Source organism: Shewanella sp. NKUCC05_KAH (assembly GCF_019345585.1).
GTDB classification, from domain to species: domain Bacteria; phylum Pseudomonadota; class Gammaproteobacteria; order Enterobacterales; family Shewanellaceae; genus Shewanella; species Shewanella oncorhynchi.
The window spans coordinates 343,614-359,439 of record NZ_JAHKQZ010000001.1; the positions used below are offsets into that span (position 1 = coordinate 343,614).

Genomic DNA, 15,826 nt, shown 5'->3' on the forward strand with positions numbered 1-15,826 from the left:
TTAATAATAAGGTCTATAACTAAATCATACTCAATTGTGAAGTCACTGTCTTTCCTGAATCACGAATTTGACGCTTTTCCTTCGCCCGAGCTCGCCTTAACCGATCCTAATGGTTTATTGGCTATCGGCGGCGACTTACGTCCTGAACGTTTACTTTCTGCTTACTACAACGGTATTTTTCCTTGGTTTAATTCTGACGATCCCATCCTGTGGTGGTCGCCGGATCCCCGCGCCGTGTTTATTCCAGGTGAAATTCACATCAGCACCAGCCTGCGTAAATACTTAAAAAAACAACCTTGGCGGATCACAATCAATCACGCTTTCACCGATGTGATGGCGGGATGTGCGCAGCCAAGAGAAAAACAGAGCGGCACTTGGATCACCCAAGAAATTCAAATGGCCTATCGCGAATTGCATCAAACAGGTCATGCCCACTCCATTGAAGTGTGGGAAGGTGAACGTTTAATCGGTGGGCTTTACGGCTTAGCGATCGGCCAAGTATTTTGCGGCGAATCCATGTTTCACCGTAAAACCAATGCGTCCAAGGCCGCCGTTGCAGCACTGCAACAACATTTACTCAAGATGGGATTCAAACTCATCGACGCACAAGTGATGAATCCCCACCTAGAAAGTTTGGGAGCTAAAGCTATTAAACGCATTGATTTTATAACGTTACTGAGCGAACTGAGAAACAATCCCGTGGACCCAAATACTTGGGCCACTAAAGAGGTCATCCTTGAACTCGAGTAAAGCGTCGATCGCTATCGGTATCAGTCAAATATTTCCCTGCAGCTACCTTGATGGCCAGCAGGAGCAGCTACTCGTCATCCAAGAAGATACGCTCGATCCCATTTTATTTGAGCGTTTGCTCGCGGTGGGTTTTCGCCGCAGTGGTAGCTCTATCTACAAACCTCGCTGCCCTAGATGCAGTGCATGCCAACCAATCCGTGTGCCAACGCATGAATTTGTCCCATCGAAACGCCAAAAACGCACTTTAGCAAAAAACCAAGATCTGACTTGGCGTATAACATCGGAGCAAACCGCCGAGCAATATACGCTATATGAACATTACATTCGTGGGCGACATTTTGACGGCCCCATGTTTCCCCCGAGTGAAGATCAATATAATCACTTTCTTTTTTGCCATTGGTTACCGCCAACGTTTATCGAAGTCTATGATGGAAATAAATTATTGGCAGTTGCGGTCACTGATAGTTTGCCCAATAGTCTTTCGGCAATTTACAGCTATTTTGACCCCGACGAAGAACATCGCTCCCTCGGTGCACTGTTAATTTTAATTCAGTGTCGACTGGCGAAACTCATGAATAAAGAATTTGTTTATCTCGGATATCAAATAGATGAAAACCGTAAGATGTCTTACAAGCGTTTGTATCGCCCTTATCAAATTCTGACACCGACGGGCTGGGAGTATTCCCAAGTTTGCTAAGTACTTCCCCTTTACAGCGGGGGGAATTTGGGGCATGATACGCCCGTTTTTTATATTCGAAGGCTAATGGGATAATTAATTAATGGCGAAAGAAGACAACATTGAAATGCAAGGCACTATCCTTGAAACCTTGCCAAACACAATGTTTCGTGTAGAGCTTGAAAATGGTCATGTGGTGATAGCCCACATTTCAGGCAAAATGCGTAAAAACTACATCCGGATCCTCACTGGCGATAAAGTTACCGTCCAGCTGACTCCTTATGATCTGACCAAAGGTCGCATTGTCTTCCGCGCACGCTGATATAGCCTCTTAGATTTAAAAACCCGGCAAGGCCGGGTTTTTTTGTTTGCGAAAGATGAAAAAAATGGCTGCAATTGCAGCCATTTTTATGTCTAAAACTAATGGATAATCAAGCATTAAGCTTTTGTTGTCGCTTTTTCGTGACGTTCGGTACGAATGACAATCTCGCCCTCCTTCACATCCACATGCGCCACTCCGCCTGACTCTAAGACACCAAATAATATCTCGTCAGCCAATGGACGTTTGATCAATTCGGTCACGACCCGAGCCATTGGACGTGCGCCCATGTTCTTATCGTAGCCTTTCTCGGCCAACAAGGTTCTGGCTTCGTCGCTGACTTCCAAAGTAACGTGTTTTGCATCCAACTGAGCCTGCAATTCCACCAAGAATTTATCGACCACTTTGGCGATAATCGTCATATCCAAATGATTGAACCAAATGATGGAATCGAGACGATTTCGAAATTCTGGCGAAAATACTCGATTAATTTCAGATAATGCATCTTGGGTGTGATCTTGCTGGGTAAAGCCAATAGACTTACGAATAGTCTCCTGTACACCCGCGTTAGTGGTCATCACCAAAGTCACATGTCTGAAGTCAGCCTTACGACCATTATTATCGGTCAAAGTACCGTGATCCATCACCTGCAACAGCAGGTTATAGACATCACGGTGGGCCTTCTCAATTTCATCCAATAGCACGACACAGTGCGGATTTTTAATCACTGCATCCGTGAGCAAGCCACCTTGGTCATAACCCACATAACCAGGAGGCGCACCAATCAGGCGTGACACTGTATGGCTTTCCATGTACTCAGACATGTCAAAGCGCACCAGTTTCATCCCCAAGCAGTTGGCCAGTTGGTTAGTGACTTCGGTTTTACCCACACCGGTGGGACCGGCGAATAAGAAGCTCCCCACAGGTTTTCGGTCAGCACCTAAGCCACTGCGCGATAAGCGAATGGCCGAACTCAGACTCTCAATGGCCTTATCTTGGCCAAAGACCACCATCTTAAGGTTGCGCTCAAGGTTACGCAGTAAGTCCTTATCAGTAGCGGATACCGACTTCTCAGGGATACGTGCCATTTTCGCCACAATCGACTCAATCTCGGCCTGGCCTATGGTCTTTTTACGTTTACTCATAGGCAGCATCACCATACGCGCACCCGCTTCATCAATCACATCGATGGCTTTATCGGGTAAATGCCTGTCGTTGATGTGCTTGGCCGACAATACTGCAGCGCTGCTGATCGCGGCCTGAGTATAACGAACCCCATGATATTCTTCGTATTTAGACTTAAGCCCCATCAAAATCTTAGTGGTTTCTTCCACTGAAGGCTCATTGATATCCACCTTTTGGAAACGACGTGCAAGTGCGCGATCTTTCTCAAAAATACTTTGATATTCTTGGAAAGTAGTCGAGCCCATGCAACGCAAATTGCCGCTAGATAGCAAAGGTTTCAGCAGATTAGAGGCATCCATTACGCCGCCAGAGGCCGCGCCCGCACCGATAATGGTGTGGATCTCATCGATGAATAGGATGGCATGCTTATCCGCCGCCAGTTCTTTTAACAGGTTCTTAAAGCGTTTTTCAAAGTCACCGCGATACTTAGTTCCCGCCAGCAGTGAACCTAAATCTAAGGAATACACTGTCGCTTCAAGCATTACATCGGGTACTTGTTTATTGACAATGCGATACGCTAACCCTTCAGCAATCGCTGTTTTACCTACACCCGCCTCACCCACTAACAGTGGATTATTTTTACGGCGACGGCACAGGGTTTGAATCGCGCGCTCAATTTCTTGGTCGCGACCAATCAAAGGGTCGATGATCCCTTGCTTTGCAAGTTGATTTAAGTTGGACGCAAATTGCGACAACATACTACGCTCTTCGCTGCCTTCGCCCTGCTCTTCGACACGTTCTTGATCTTGATGTGACTCAGCATCATCATTTTTGGCGAAACCATGGGAAATAAAATTCACTACATCGAGGCGACTAATGTCGCAGCGGCGCAGTAAATACACGGCTTGGGATTCTTGCTCACTGAAAATGGCAACTAACACGTTAGCGCCGTTCACTTCATTGCGACCCGATGACTGCACATGGAATACTGCCCGTTGCAGCACTCGCTGGAACCCAAGCGTCGGCTGAGTTTCTTTGTCATCATCAATATCGGCAATGATTGGGGTTGTTTGTTGGATAAAGCTTGCCACTTCATCTCTGAGTTTATCTAGATTCGCTCCACAGGCGATTAACGCTTCTTGAGCCGCAGGATTGTCGATCAGAGCTAATAACAGATGTTCCACTGTCATATACTCGTGACGCGCGTCTCTGGCTTGCTGAAACGCCAGATTTAAGGTGACTTCCAGATCTTTGTTCAGCATAAGCACCCCCAAAATTAACAACAGACTACAGAGTAAAGCGGTTTTATGCTTTCTCTAACGAACACAGTAACGGATGTTGGTTTTGTCTTGCAAATTGATTTACTTGTATCACCTTAGTTTCTGCAATCCCAAACGGGAAAATACCGCAAATCCCTTTTCCTTGGTGATGGATCGTCAACATGATATCGGTCGCTTCCTGCTCGTTCTTGCGAAAGAAAACCTGCAAAACTTCAATCACAAAATCCATTGGGGTGTAATCATCATTATTGAGTACCACCTTATACATCGAAGGCGGCATTAACTCTGATTCGACACGTTCTTCAACGTGTTCAATATTTCCTATCTTTGCCATTTTTTAATACTAGCCTCTCGTGTTGGCCTCTTCCAATTGATCCGTTCAAATTAATCAGTTGTTACCCCTTTGTTAATTTTAGCTTGACTTCCGCATTTACTCCTTACATTCTGTTGTGCAGACGGTGAACGAATACCCGTCTATACAGGTTTTACTATCTTACTGGTAAGTAGACAACAGAAGGAAGTGGAAGTATGGCAAGCGGAACTGTTAAATGGTTCAACAACGCCAAAGGATTCGGGTTTATTTGCCCTGATCAAGGTGGTGAGGACGTTTTTGCACACTATTCTACCATTGAAATGGAAGGCTATCGAACTCTAAAAGCAGGCCAACCCGTTCAATTTGAAGTAGAAGCCGGTCCAAAAGGGATGCACGCTTCAGCCATTTCACCAACAAAATAACGTTTGGTGAGGCCAATGATCTAAAAGGCAGGGACTTGTCCCTGCCTTTTTATTGCTGCGTGTTTCATCAATTCTCACCACTTAATGCTGCATCGCTCATCATCATTTCGCATGAATTTAATTCAAGTTCAATTGCTGCACATCACCCATTGCATCCCTGCAAAAAGATTTTATCATCGGTCTCGACAGCAAATTTAGGTATAAAAAAGGATCTGCAATGCAGATCCTTTTTTAAAATCAGTCTAATGACTTACAGCTTTACATCACCTTAGATGGCCCACACTGACGCACACGCCATCTAAAAGTGATAACGAGCGGGATTAAGCAATCAACAGCTTGTTCAACGTCTCGCTTGGGCGCATGGCTTTTTCAGCCTTAGCCGCATCTAAACGGTAGTAACCACCTAAATCGACTGGTGCACCTTGTGCCGTCGCTAATTCAGCCACAATCACTTGCTCATTCGCCGCGAGCGCATGCGCTAACGGAATGAAGTGAGCTTGTAACTGCTCATCGCCCGTTTGCGCTGCTAAGGCTTGTGCCCAGTACATGGCTAAGTAGAAATGACTGCCACGGTTATCCAGCTCACCGACTCTTCTTGATGGGGATTTATTGCTATCTAAGAATTGGCCAATGGCTTGATCTAAAGTATCGGCTAATACTTGGGCTTTTGGATTGCCCACGGTTTGGCTTAAATGCTCAAGAGACGCCGCCAGAGCCAAGAATTCACCGAGCGAATCCCAACGTAAGTGACCTTCTTTCTCAAGCTGTTGCACGTGCTTAGGCGCACTACCACCCGCACCTGTTTCAAATAGACCGCCGCCGTTCATTAATGGAACGATTGACAGCATTTTGGCACTGGTGCCTAGCTCGAGGATAGGGAACAAGTCAGTCAGGTAATCACGTAGAACGTTACCCGTAACTGAAATCGTATCTTTGCCTTCTTTGATGCGAGCCAAAGACAAACGCGTCGCATCTTCTGGAGACATGATGCTGATGTCTAAGCCATCAGTATCATGCTCTGGCAGGTACTGCTGCACTTTTGCAATGATTTGCGCATCGTGGGCACGTTTGCTATCTAACCAGAATACTGCGGGAGTATTGCTTAAACGGGCACGGCGCACGGCCAGTTTGACCCAATCACGGATTGGTGCGTCTTTAACTTGACACATTCTCCAGATATCGCCCGCTTCGACGTTATGGCTCATCAATACCTTACCGCTGGCATCGACAACGTTAACCACACCGTCAGCAGGAATTTCAAAGGTCTTATCGTGGCTGCCGTACTCTTCGGCTTTTTGCGCCATCAAGCCCACGTTTGGCACGCTGCCCATGGTTTTAGGATCAAAAGCGCCGTGCTCTTTACAAAAAGCAATCGTTTCTTGGTAAATACCGGCATAGCAACGATCAGGGATCATGGCTTTAGTGTCATGCAGTTGACCGTCTGGTCCCCACATTTGGCCAGATGAACGAATCGCAGCAGGCATAGACGCATCGATAATGATGTCGCTTGGTACGTGTAAGTTGGTGATACCTTTGTCAGAATCAACCATAGCCAATGCGGGACGCGCAGCGTAAACGGCGGCGATATCGGCTTCGACTTCGGCGCGGCTATCAGCAGGTAATGTCGCTATTTTGGCATAAACATCACCAAAACCGTTGTTAACATCAACGCCTAATTCAGCGAAAAGCGCCGCATGTTTGTCAAATACTGGCTTGAAGAAGACCTTCACAGCGTGACCAAACATAATAGGATCAGACACTTTCATCATAGTGGCTTTCAGATGCAGCGATAACAGCACATCTTCTGCTTTGGCGTTTTCGATTTCACGCTCATAGAAGCTCACTAAGGCTTTTTTACTCAATACCGCAGCATCGATAATTTCGCCAGCCAGCAGCTTAAGACCGGATTTGAGCACCACTTCTTGACCATCTTTTTGGGTCAGTACGATATTCACGCTGCCCGCATCAGATAAAGTCACAGACTGCTCGCTACCGTAGAAATCACCGTCAGTCATGTGGGCAACGTGTGACTTGGAATCTTTGGCCCATTTCCCCATGGAATGCGGGTTTTTCTTGGCGAAGTTTTTCACCGATAATGGGGCACGGCGATCTGAGTTACCTTCACGCAGTACTGGGTTTACCGCACTGCCTTTAATCTTGTCGTAACGTGTTTTAATTGACTTTTCAGCGTCGGTTTTTGGCTCATCCGGATAATTAGGGATGTCGTAACCTTTTTGCTGCAGTTCAAGGATACAGGCTTTTAATTGTGGGATCGAAGCACTGATATTTGGTAACTTGATGATATTCGCTTCTGGCTGATTCGCTAACTCGCCAAGCTCTGTCAGATGGTCGCCAATCTTTTGTGCTTCAGTCAGTTGCTCAGGGAAACTGGCAATAATACGGCCCGATAACGAGATATCACGGGTTTCAACCGCAACGCCCGCGGCGTCGGTAAACGTTCTGATAATAGGTAAGAGTGAGAGGGTGGCCAGTGCTGGCGCTTCGTCTGTTTCAGTGTAAATAATTGTTGATGAGTTATCTTTCATGTTACATCCTACATTATTGTAAAATTTAATATTTTTTATAATAATTTTATAGCATGGCAAACAAATCTGAGCACAGGGAAAATATCAATCAAGGCAATCGACCACGCCCTCACCTTTCAAATTCTCAATGCCCTTCTGTCTTTGCGCGCAAGCTAAAATTTGTTACAACGACTCATTAAAACCTAATAAACATTTAGGCACAGATCACATTTTCTGGCCGACATCATAGAGCATTCGCAATAATATTCAAATTCCACTAACGGCGAATGCCAAGTACACTATGACCACATTAACGACTCAATCAAGTCAGGTAAGCGTGTCTCAACCTCCTGTTAGCAAAAGTATGACCAAAAACAAGTTTCAACCTAAAGGTGCCAATGCCAGCGCTAGTTCCCCAGCCAAGAGCCCGATTAAACCCGCTAAGCCCGCCAGCAGAGGCCCTGCCAACCGCGCTACCGCCGTAGATAGCAAAGTGGCGCCAGCACGAAATGCCAATGGCAGTTTAAAGAAAGAACCCTTTAAAAATCCTAATCGACGCGCAATTGCGGCGGCAAAACCGGTGCAGAGCCAAACGATTGCGCCGATTATTGTGCTGTTTAATAAGCCTTTTGATGTACTTTGCCAGTTTACCGATGAACAAGGTCGCAAGACCCTAAAAGACTATATCCCGATTGCTGACGTGTATGCCGCAGGCCGCTTAGACAGAGACAGTGAGGGCTTGTTGTTGCTGACCAATGACGGTCAATTACAGGCAAGGCTGACAGAGCCAAAAAAGAAAACCTTTAAAACCTATTGGGTGCAAGTAGAAGGCGTACCGACGGAAGATGTACTGACAAAACTGCGCCAAGGTGTTGAATTAAATGATGGTATAACGCTGCCTGCTAAAGTCAAAATCATGGATTCACCTGACATTTGGCCACGTAATCCACCGGTGAGAGAGCGCAAAAATATCCCAACAACTTGGCTAGAAATCCAAATTCATGAAGGCCGCAACCGCCAAGTCAGACGCATGACAGCGCATATCGGTTTTCCGACCTTAAGATTAATCCGTTATAAAATAGGCCAATGGAGTCTAGATAATTTGCCATCGGGTGAGCATAAATGCATCCGTCTCGGTGATGAAGTCTAAATTTCAGCCTAATCTCTGCGTTCCAATCCACTCAAAGGAGGCTCTATGAGTCAAAGATATAAACCCAATGTGACCGTCGCTTGTATTGTTCATGCAACTTCACAGGACAAATATCTGATGGTAGAAGAGTGGATTGAAGGCGAGCAACGCTTTAATCAACCTGCGGGTCACTTAGAAGCGAATGAAAGTTTGATCCAAGCCTGTGAGCGCGAAGTGTTTGAAGAAACGGGGTTATCACTCAAAGCCCAAGGACTCGTCGGTATTTATCAACTCAGCGCCAGTGAAGACTTAGCCTTTGTGCGCTTTACTTTTTTCGTGCAGTTAGATGATATGCCCTCACCTGCGCCGCAGGATAAAGCGATCCATAGTGCGCATTGGTTAAGTCTTGCGCAGATAGAAGCCAAGTCCTCTTTACTGCGCAGTCCCTTAGTACTCGATTGCTTAAAAGACTATCTCAATCAGGCACAAAATGGCCAAACTTATCCCCTTAGCCTACTCAATAGTGACCGCCTCACGATAGCCCAAGCGAGCAAGGCGTGATAGAATACCGCCCCGCATAAACGGCTGGCTAAGCTTAATGCGTGTGCTACTGCAGAGGCCTTGTACAGCAAATAAATAGTTGGCCGTAAATGCGAGGTTTACTGACAGTTTGCGGACTCATTTTATTTGATAGCGCTGGCAAAGTTTGATTTAGCAATCAGCAGCACAGCACCTAGATGTAAAGTTAGCTTGGATTTTTAGTTAGCCCATATTTTTAGTTAGGTTAGGTATTTTTGTTACGCGCTCAATGTCGCGGCTTAAATTCATCCACCTAGCCAACACACATACTCAATGGTTTTTAGGATTTATGACATCAATCGAACCCACTCATACAGGAAAAAAAGTCATTGTCGGCATGTCCGGCGGTGTAGATTCATCTGTTTCAGCCTATTTGCTTATGCAGCAAGGCTATCAGGTTGAAGGCCTTTTCATGAAGAACTGGGAAGAAGATGACAATAACGAGTACTGCGCGGCCGCAGAAGATTTAAAAGACGCCCAAGCCGTGTGCGACAAGCTTGGGATCAAGCTACATACAGTCAACTTTGCTGCCGAATATTGGGACAATGTATTTGAGTATTTCCTCGCCGAATACAAAGCCGGCCGCACGCCAAATCCCGATATCATGTGCAACAAAGAGATAAAATTTAAGGCATTTTTAGAATTTGCCGACGAAATCCTCGACGCCGATTACATCGCCATGGGCCACTATGTTCGCCGTCGCGATAACAGCGACGGCAGTACGCAAATGCTCCGTGGCGTTGATGGCAATAAAGATCAAAGTTATTTCCTCTACACCCTTAGCCATGAGCAAGTTGCCCGAAGCCTGTTCCCTGTCGGTGAGCTCGAAAAACATCAAGTTCGTGAAATTGCGAAAGAAATGGGCTTAATCACCCATGACAAAAAAGACAGTACTGGCATCTGCTTTATCGGTGAGCGCAAGTTCACTGAATTTCTAGGGACTTATTTACCGGCGCAGCCTGGCAATATTGAAACACCAGAAGGCGAAGTCATAGGCACGCACCAAGGACTCATGTACCACACCTTAGGCCAACGTAAAGGCTTAGGCATTGGCGGCATGAAAAACAGCAATGACGATCCTTGGTATGTGGTCGATAAAGATCTTGAGCGTAACGTATTGATCGTGGGTCAAGGCGGACACCATCCCCGTTTGATGTCGACCGGCATGACAGTTAACCAACTGCATTGGGTAGATAGAACTGGGCCTGTCGATGGTTGTCATATCGCAGTGAAAACCCGTTATCGCCAACAAGATGTGCCTTGTACATTAACCTACACAGATGAACACACCTTGCGCGTGGTCTTCGATGAACCTGTTGCGGCGGTGACGCCTGGACAGTCTGCGGTATTTTATGATGGTGAGGTCTGCCTAGGTGGCGGCATCATAGATCAATTAATCCGAGGGTAAAGCGTGAACGAGCAACTCATTAATCGGACTATGGCGTTTGCAGGCATACTGCAAGCCATTGCCCAAGTTCAACATTTAGCGCGCCATGACGAATTGGATAATGCCGAGCTCGCAGCGAGCTTAAACACCATTCTCGTCACCAATCCTGACAATACGCCCGATGTCTACCAAGATAAAATCGTATTGCAAAAAGGCTATAAGCTGATCCTGAACCAGCTCGGTGACAGCAGCCAAAAAGATGTTGAAATCACTCGCTATTTAGTGGGCGTGCTTGCCCTTGAGCGTAAACTCGTGCGCTCTAACAGTGGCTTAGGCATGTTGGCTGAACGTATTAATCAAGTGAATCGCCAGCTACATCATTTTGCCATCACAGATGAGCAAGTTGTTGCCAATCTTGCCAGCATTTACAGTGACATCATCAGTAATTTAGGGCCAAAAATCCAAATATCGGGTAATCCTGTGTGTTTGCAGCGCCCTATTGTACAACATAAAATTCGTGCTCTGCTGCTTGCCGCTATACGCAGCGCAGTACTGTGGCGTCAGTTGGGCGGTAAACGTCGACACTTAGTCTTCGCCCGCAAAGCCATAGTCGATACAGCCAAGAAAAGTCTTACCCTATAATAAAATTAGCGTTCATCAAGGAGCTACACATGGATCTTTCCGCACTAACTGCTATCTCTCCGGTAGACGGTCGTTATGGTAGTAAAACCGCGTCATTGAGAGGGATTTTCAGCGAGTTCGGTCTTACCAAGTACCGTGTTCAGGTTGAAATCAATTGGCTAAAACTGTTAGCCGACTGTCCAGACATTAGCGAAGTGCCAACATTGAGCGCGTCAGCTATCGCCGTACTCGATGGCATTAAAGACAATTTCAACGAACAAGATGCGCTGCGTGTTAAGTCTATCGAAAGCACCACTAACCACGATGTAAAAGCGGTTGAATACTTCATTAAAGAAAAAATCGCGGGCAATAGCGAATTAGCCGCTGTGGGTGAGTTTGTTCACTTTGCTTGTACTTCTGAAGATATCAATAACTTAAGCCACGGTTTAATGCTGACTGAAGCCCGTGAGCATGTATTACTGCCTTACTGCAACGAGTTGCTGACGGCAATTAAAAAGCTGGCGATTGAATATCGCTCTGTGCCATTAATGTCACGTACCCATGGCCAACCCGCGTCACCTTCGACGCTCGGTAAAGAAATGGCGAACGTCGCAGTGCGCCTTGAACGTCAAATCAAACAAATCGCCAATGTTGAAATCATGGGCAAACTGAACGGTGCCGTAGGTAACTACAATGCTCACCTGTCAGCCTATCCTGAAGTTAACTGGCATGAGCTGTCTGAGCGTTTTGTGACTAGCCTTGGCTTGCACTGGAATGCCTACACGACGCAAATCGAGCCACACGATTACATTGCCGAATTATTTGATGCAGTTGCCCGTTTCAACACTGTGCTGATTGACTTTGACCGTGATATTTGGGGTTACATCGCCCTAGGTCACTTCAAACAACGCACTATCGCCGGTGAAATCGGTTCATCGACTATGCCGCACAAAGTTAACCCCATCGATTTTGAAAACTCTGAGGGTAACTTAGGTATCGCTAATGCCCTGATGCAACATTTAGCGTCTAAGCTGCCGTTATCAAGATGGCAACGTGACTTAACTGACTCAACTGTGCTGCGTAACTTAGGCGTGGGTATTGCCCATGCGTTGATCGCGTATCAAGCGACCTTAAAAGGTATCAGCAAGTTAGAAGTTAACGAAGCGCATCTGCGTGATGAGTTAGATCACAACTGGGAAGTGTTAGCAGAACCCGTACAAACTGTGATGCGTCGTTATGGTATTGAAAAGCCATACGAAAAATTAAAAGAACTGACGCGCGGTAAACGTATCGACGCGCAGCAACTGTCAGTGTTTATTGACGGACTTGAATTACCAGACTCAGTGAAAGCTGAACTGAAGAAAATGACGCCAGCCAATTACATTGGTCGCGCCGAAACGTTTGTCGACGAACTGAAGTAAGTTATTAATTAAAATTGGCGATTAACTGATATTAAGCTATTGACTGAAATTAGTTATTAACTGAAGTTGGCGACGGACAATACTCTTTCTTAAACAGAAATAAGGATTAAGGCGACCCACATCACCGCGATGTGGTCGCCTTTTTTAACACTATGTATACACTCAATCTCGATATCGCCCAGTTTCTTAGTGAATACTGGCAAAAGAAACCCCTGTTGATCAAAAAAGCATTTCCACAGTTTGAAGATCCGATCAGCGCCGATGAATTAGCAGGCCTTGCCTGCGAAGAAGAAATCTCTTCACGCATCGTCGTCACCAAAGACAATGATTGGGAAGTGGTGCAAGGTCCGTTTGAAGATTACGACAGCTATGGCGAAACCCATTGGCAGTTATTAGTGCAAGCAGTCAACCATTGGTATCCAGATTCGCAACCATTAGTTGAAGCTCTACGTTTTTTACCTGACTGGCGCTTCGATGACTTGATGGCATCATTTGCAACCCCAAGTGGCGGTGTCGGCCCGCACGTCGATAACTACGATGTGTTTATCATTCAAGGCGAAGGTGAGCGTCGCTGGACTGTGGGTGACAATACCCCGCAACAACGCCGTGGTGGCAATCCCAACTCGCCGCTGGTTGAAGACTTTACGCCCATTATCGATGTAGTGTTAGAAAAAGGCGACATGCTTTATATTCCACCCGGTTACCCGCATTGCGGCGAAACCCTAACTGTGGCAATGAGTTACTCGATTGGTTTCCGCGCTCCTAGCCAGCAAGAATTAGTCAGTGAAGTCGCCGATTATTTGCTCGACAATAACTTAGGTCAGCAGCGTTTCACCTCGCAAACTGAACCGAGTTCAGCCGGTATCGTCAGCCAAGACCATCAAGTGGGCATCATGTCACTCTTGAGCCAGCTGAGCCAAGATCCCAATAGCTACCAAATCGTGTTGGGCAAGTTGCTTAGTCAAAACCGTTTCGAGCTTGATTTGTGTGAAGGCGAAGAAGCTTACAGCATGGAAGATTTGCAAGATGCCTTCGCCCAAGGTGCTGGAGTGAGCCGTATCGGTGGTTTGAAAGTATTGCGCCTTGAAAATGACGCCACGCCGCGATTATTCATCAATGGTGATGTACACGAACTGCCCCAAACACCGGCAGACGTAATCGCACAGTTGAGCGATTACGTCTGCTTAAACGCCGATGAAGCGACTGAAATATGTCAGCATGAAGAAGTCCAAGCCTTACTGTTGAAACTCATCAATCAAGGTTTCTACTACTTGAGCGACAGCGAAGAATAAGCCCTATCGACTTTGTTCGATGACCTTGTTCTTAACATAGGAAATCAACATAAAAGTCAGTATAAAAAAGGCACTCAACTGAGTGCCTTATTGTTATTTCAATTATCAGTATCAATCAACACAAGTGACTGTATTAACTCAATACTATCTAAATACAATCCTCAACTCATTTGAGTTTAAGCATTCCACAGTTTATCGTCATTGTGCATACGATATAAACTCTCGGCACGCGATACTAATAGTTGAGCAAATTTAGCCTGAGTGGCATCACGGGTTGCACCCGAACGCACTAAGTTTTCCGCCTGCATTTGCCACATCATAGAGAAATGACGCACGGCATCACGGGCCGTCGCCGCCACTTTCACATCGACAAAATCCGACGGTAAATCACCTGACATCACCCAATAGGTTTTGTTGCTTGGACGCTTTGATTCCATCTTCCAAATCGCCATATAAGGTGCAAGATAACGGCTTTCATCGGCTAGGACTTTGCTTGGGATCACGCCTTTTTCAGCGAGAAAACGATTGGCTTTTTGAAATTGAGTTCTGACCCACTCTTGACGCAGCTTTTCTATTTCTTCAGCTGATAAATTTTGTTGAGTTTGGTCGACAGCTTGTTCAGTCATACTTCCGTCCTATCTTATTGTTATAACGCGAGCCTAATTCTTGGGATCAGTACGCGATTCATTCTATTCGTTACGTTAAATTCAGTACAATCCATTCTTAATCGCAAAGCTTACGTTTACGTAAAGTGGAAAGCTAAATTGCCACAAATAATGTATTTATTCGGTCATTATGCATGGTTGAGAGTATCGCTAAATGCTATGGTTCTGCAATAAATATAACAAGCAGTCGATAGAGGCTCACCTCGTCGGCTTTTTCATTGTGTATAGCGGAGAAATTCACGTGGCTGTATTTAATCATGTATCCTTTGACGAACATGAACAGGTTGTATTCTGTCATGATAAAGAAAGTGGCTTAAAGGCCATTGTCGCCATCCATAATACCAACCTTGGTCCTGCCGTGGGTGGATGTAGGATGTGGAATTACCAATCGGATGATGAAGCCCTGACTGACGTATTACGCCTTTCTCGTGGCATGACTTATAAAAATGCCCTAGCAGGTTTAACCATGGGCGGTGGTAAATCCGTGATCATTGCCGATCCGAAAAGACAAGATCGCGAAGCCCTATTCCGCGCCTTTGGCCGTTTGATTAACAGCCTAGGTGGCCGCTACTATTCAGCGGAAGATGTTGGCACTACTACGGCTGATATTATGATCGCCCATGAAGAAACCCCTTATATGGCGGGTCTTGAAGGCAAAAGTGGCGATCCATCACCGTTCACAGCCCTTGGCACTTATTTAGGCATCAAAGCTGCGGTTAAACATAGACTTGGTTTAGACAGCCTAAGAGGCCTTAAAATCGCCGTTCAAGGCGTCGGTCACGTTGGCTATTACCTGTGCAAACACTTGCATAACGAAGGCGCTGAACTGATTGTTACCGACATTCATCAAGCCTCGTTAGATAAAGTCGCTACCGACTTTGGTGCCATTGTTGTCGCGCCTCAAGAAATCTACGCGCAAGATGTGGATGTGTATGCCCCTTGTGCCCTTGGCGCAACCTTAAACGATGCGACCTTACCGCAACTGAAAGCCAAAATTGTTGCTGGCTGTGCCAACAACCAATTAGCCGAAGTACGCCACGGTGAACAACTGAAAGAAATGGGCATACTGTACGCGCCAGACTATGTGATCAACGCAGGCGGCATTATCAACGTGTCGTTCGAAAAAGATTACGACGCAGCAAAATCGACGGCTAAAGTAGAAGAAATTTACAACACGCTGCTGAAAATATTCAGCCAAGCCGATGCGCAGAACCGTACAACCGGCGCCGTGGCTGATGAAATGGCGAAAGCCATTATCGAAGCCGCTAAGCAGTAATTTTTCTACGCGTTTATTATTTTTTATGCCCGTCAAATATTGAAAA

15 protein-coding genes are annotated in these 15,826 nt (G+C 46.0%); 11 read left to right on the forward strand and 4 right to left on the reverse strand.

Features of this window, described 5'->3' with window-relative positions:
* The first annotated feature begins 36 nt into the window (after positions 1-36).
* The 3 genes from aat to infA all read left to right on the forward strand — a co-directional run bounded on the left by aat (position 37) and on the right by infA (position 1,748).
* Positions 37-750, forward strand: coding sequence for a leucyl/phenylalanyl-tRNA--protein transferase (gene aat, locus KO533_RS01455; protein ID WP_173244518.1), 714 nt, complete (start codon positions 37-39; stop codon positions 748-750).
* Entirely contained in the window at positions 737-1,447 is a 711-nt protein-coding gene (locus KO533_RS01460; protein ID WP_028759740.1) for an arginyltransferase, read from the forward strand. Before aat ends, KO533_RS01460 begins: the two co-directional genes overlap by 14 nt.
* Positions 1,448-1,529: 82 nt before the next feature.
* A complete protein-coding gene (gene infA, locus KO533_RS01465) occupies positions 1,530-1,748 on the forward strand; it encodes a translation initiation factor IF-1 (RefSeq protein ID WP_006081934.1) in 219 nt (72 codons plus the stop codon).
* Between the two features lie 116 nt (positions 1,749-1,864).
* Here the strand turns inward: infA and clpA are convergent, their stop codons facing one another.
* Together clpA and clpS are read right to left on the reverse strand one after the other, a co-directional pair.
* Entirely contained in the window at positions 1,865-4,132 is a 2,268-nt protein-coding gene (clpA, locus tag KO533_RS01470; protein ID WP_173244515.1) for an ATP-dependent Clp protease ATP-binding subunit ClpA, read from the reverse strand.
* 43 nt (positions 4,133-4,175) lie between these two features.
* Positions 4,176-4,484: an ATP-dependent Clp protease adapter ClpS gene (clpS, locus tag KO533_RS01475; protein WP_006081936.1), complete on the reverse strand. Its 309-nt coding sequence runs from the start codon at positions 4,482-4,484 to the stop codon at positions 4,176-4,178.
* Between the two features lie 194 nt (positions 4,485-4,678).
* Here clpS and cspD point away from each other — a divergent pair, with 194 nt between their 5' ends.
* Positions 4,679-4,885, forward strand: coding sequence for a cold shock domain-containing protein CspD (gene cspD, locus KO533_RS01480; RefSeq protein ID WP_006081937.1), 207 nt, complete (start codon positions 4,679-4,681; stop codon positions 4,883-4,885).
* Positions 4,886-5,205: 320 nt separating this feature from the next.
* Here cspD and KO533_RS01485 read toward each other — a convergent pair whose 3' ends face one another.
* Complete coding sequence (locus tag KO533_RS01485) at positions 5,206-7,431, reverse strand: NADP-dependent isocitrate dehydrogenase (RefSeq protein ID WP_105252673.1); 2,226 nt, start codon at positions 7,429-7,431, stop codon at positions 5,206-5,208.
* Positions 7,432-7,774: 343 nt separating this feature from the next.
* Between KO533_RS01485 and rluE the strand changes: the two genes are divergently transcribed.
* The 6 genes from rluE to KO533_RS01515 all read left to right on the forward strand — a co-directional run bounded on the left by rluE (position 7,775) and on the right by KO533_RS01515 (position 13,839).
* Positions 7,775-8,560, forward strand: coding sequence for a 23S rRNA pseudouridine(2457) synthase RluE (gene rluE, locus KO533_RS01490; RefSeq protein WP_251073324.1), 786 nt, complete (start codon positions 7,775-7,777; stop codon positions 8,558-8,560).
* A 45-nt stretch (positions 8,561-8,605) separates the two neighbouring features.
* Complete coding sequence (locus KO533_RS01495) at positions 8,606-9,100, forward strand: NUDIX hydrolase (RefSeq protein ID WP_219252596.1); 495 nt, start codon at positions 8,606-8,608, stop codon at positions 9,098-9,100.
* Between the two features lie 307 nt (positions 9,101-9,407).
* The gene (gene mnmA, locus KO533_RS01500) at positions 9,408-10,526 is read left to right on the forward strand and encodes a tRNA 2-thiouridine(34) synthase MnmA (RefSeq protein WP_173244504.1); all 1,119 of its coding nucleotides are present in this window, start codon (positions 9,408-9,410) and stop codon (positions 10,524-10,526) included.
* A 3-nt stretch (positions 10,527-10,529) separates the two neighbouring features.
* Positions 10,530-11,147 (forward strand): high frequency lysogenization protein HflD, encoded by a 618-nt coding sequence (gene hflD, locus KO533_RS01505; protein ID WP_219252600.1) that lies wholly within the window; start codon positions 10,530-10,532, stop codon positions 11,145-11,147.
* 29 nt (positions 11,148-11,176) lie between these two features.
* Complete coding sequence (gene purB, locus KO533_RS01510) at positions 11,177-12,547, forward strand: adenylosuccinate lyase (protein WP_219252602.1); 1,371 nt, start codon at positions 11,177-11,179, stop codon at positions 12,545-12,547.
* 152 nt (positions 12,548-12,699) lie between these two features.
* The gene (locus KO533_RS01515; protein ID WP_219252604.1) at positions 12,700-13,839 is read left to right on the forward strand and encodes a cupin domain-containing protein; all 1,140 of its coding nucleotides are present in this window, start codon (positions 12,700-12,702) and stop codon (positions 13,837-13,839) included.
* A 176-nt stretch (positions 13,840-14,015) separates the two neighbouring features.
* Here KO533_RS01515 and KO533_RS01520 read toward each other — a convergent pair whose 3' ends face one another.
* The gene (locus tag KO533_RS01520; RefSeq protein ID WP_011789106.1) at positions 14,016-14,465 is read right to left on the reverse strand and encodes a DUF4826 family protein; all 450 of its coding nucleotides are present in this window, start codon (positions 14,463-14,465) and stop codon (positions 14,016-14,018) included.
* Positions 14,466-14,745: 280 nt separating this feature from the next.
* Between KO533_RS01520 and KO533_RS01525 the strand changes: the two genes are divergently transcribed.
* Complete coding sequence (locus tag KO533_RS01525; protein WP_173244498.1) at positions 14,746-15,780, forward strand: Glu/Leu/Phe/Val dehydrogenase; 1,035 nt, start codon at positions 14,746-14,748, stop codon at positions 15,778-15,780.
* The last annotated feature ends 46 nt before the right edge of the window (positions 15,781-15,826 follow it).

What these genes read in the sequence shown, in the direction of transcription:
- KO533_RS01495 (WP_219252596.1), top strand. Translation starts at nt 8,606, where the DNA reads ATGAGTCAAAGATATAAACCCAATGTGACCGTCGCTTGTATTGTTCAT.
- mnmA (WP_173244504.1), top strand. Translation starts at nt 9,408, where the DNA reads ATGACATCAATCGAACCCACTCATACAGGAAAAAAAGTCATTGTCGGC.
- purB (WP_219252602.1), top strand. Translation starts at nt 11,177, where the DNA reads ATGGATCTTTCCGCACTAACTGCTATCTCTCCGGTAGACGGTCGTTAT.
- rluE (WP_251073324.1), top strand. Translation starts at nt 7,775, where the DNA reads ATGACCAAAAACAAGTTTCAACCTAAAGGTGCCAATGCCAGCGCTAGT.
- cspD (WP_006081937.1), top strand. Translation starts at nt 4,679, where the DNA reads ATGGCAAGCGGAACTGTTAAATGGTTCAACAACGCCAAAGGATTCGGG.
- infA (WP_006081934.1), top strand. Translation starts at nt 1,530, where the DNA reads ATGGCGAAAGAAGACAACATTGAAATGCAAGGCACTATCCTTGAAACC.
- KO533_RS01515 (WP_219252604.1), top strand. Translation starts at nt 12,700, where the DNA reads ATGTATACACTCAATCTCGATATCGCCCAGTTTCTTAGTGAATACTGG.
- clpA (WP_173244515.1), bottom strand. Translation starts at nt 4,132, where the DNA reads ATGCTGAACAAAGATCTGGAAGTCACCTTAAATCTGGCGTTTCAGCAA.
- KO533_RS01520 (WP_011789106.1), bottom strand. Translation starts at nt 14,465, where the DNA reads ATGACTGAACAAGCTGTCGACCAAACTCAACAAAATTTATCAGCTGAA.
- clpS (WP_006081936.1), bottom strand. Translation starts at nt 4,484, where the DNA reads ATGGCAAAGATAGGAAATATTGAACACGTTGAAGAACGTGTCGAATCA.
- KO533_RS01485 (WP_105252673.1), bottom strand. Translation starts at nt 7,431, where the DNA reads ATGAAAGATAACTCATCAACAATTATTTACACTGAAACAGACGAAGCG.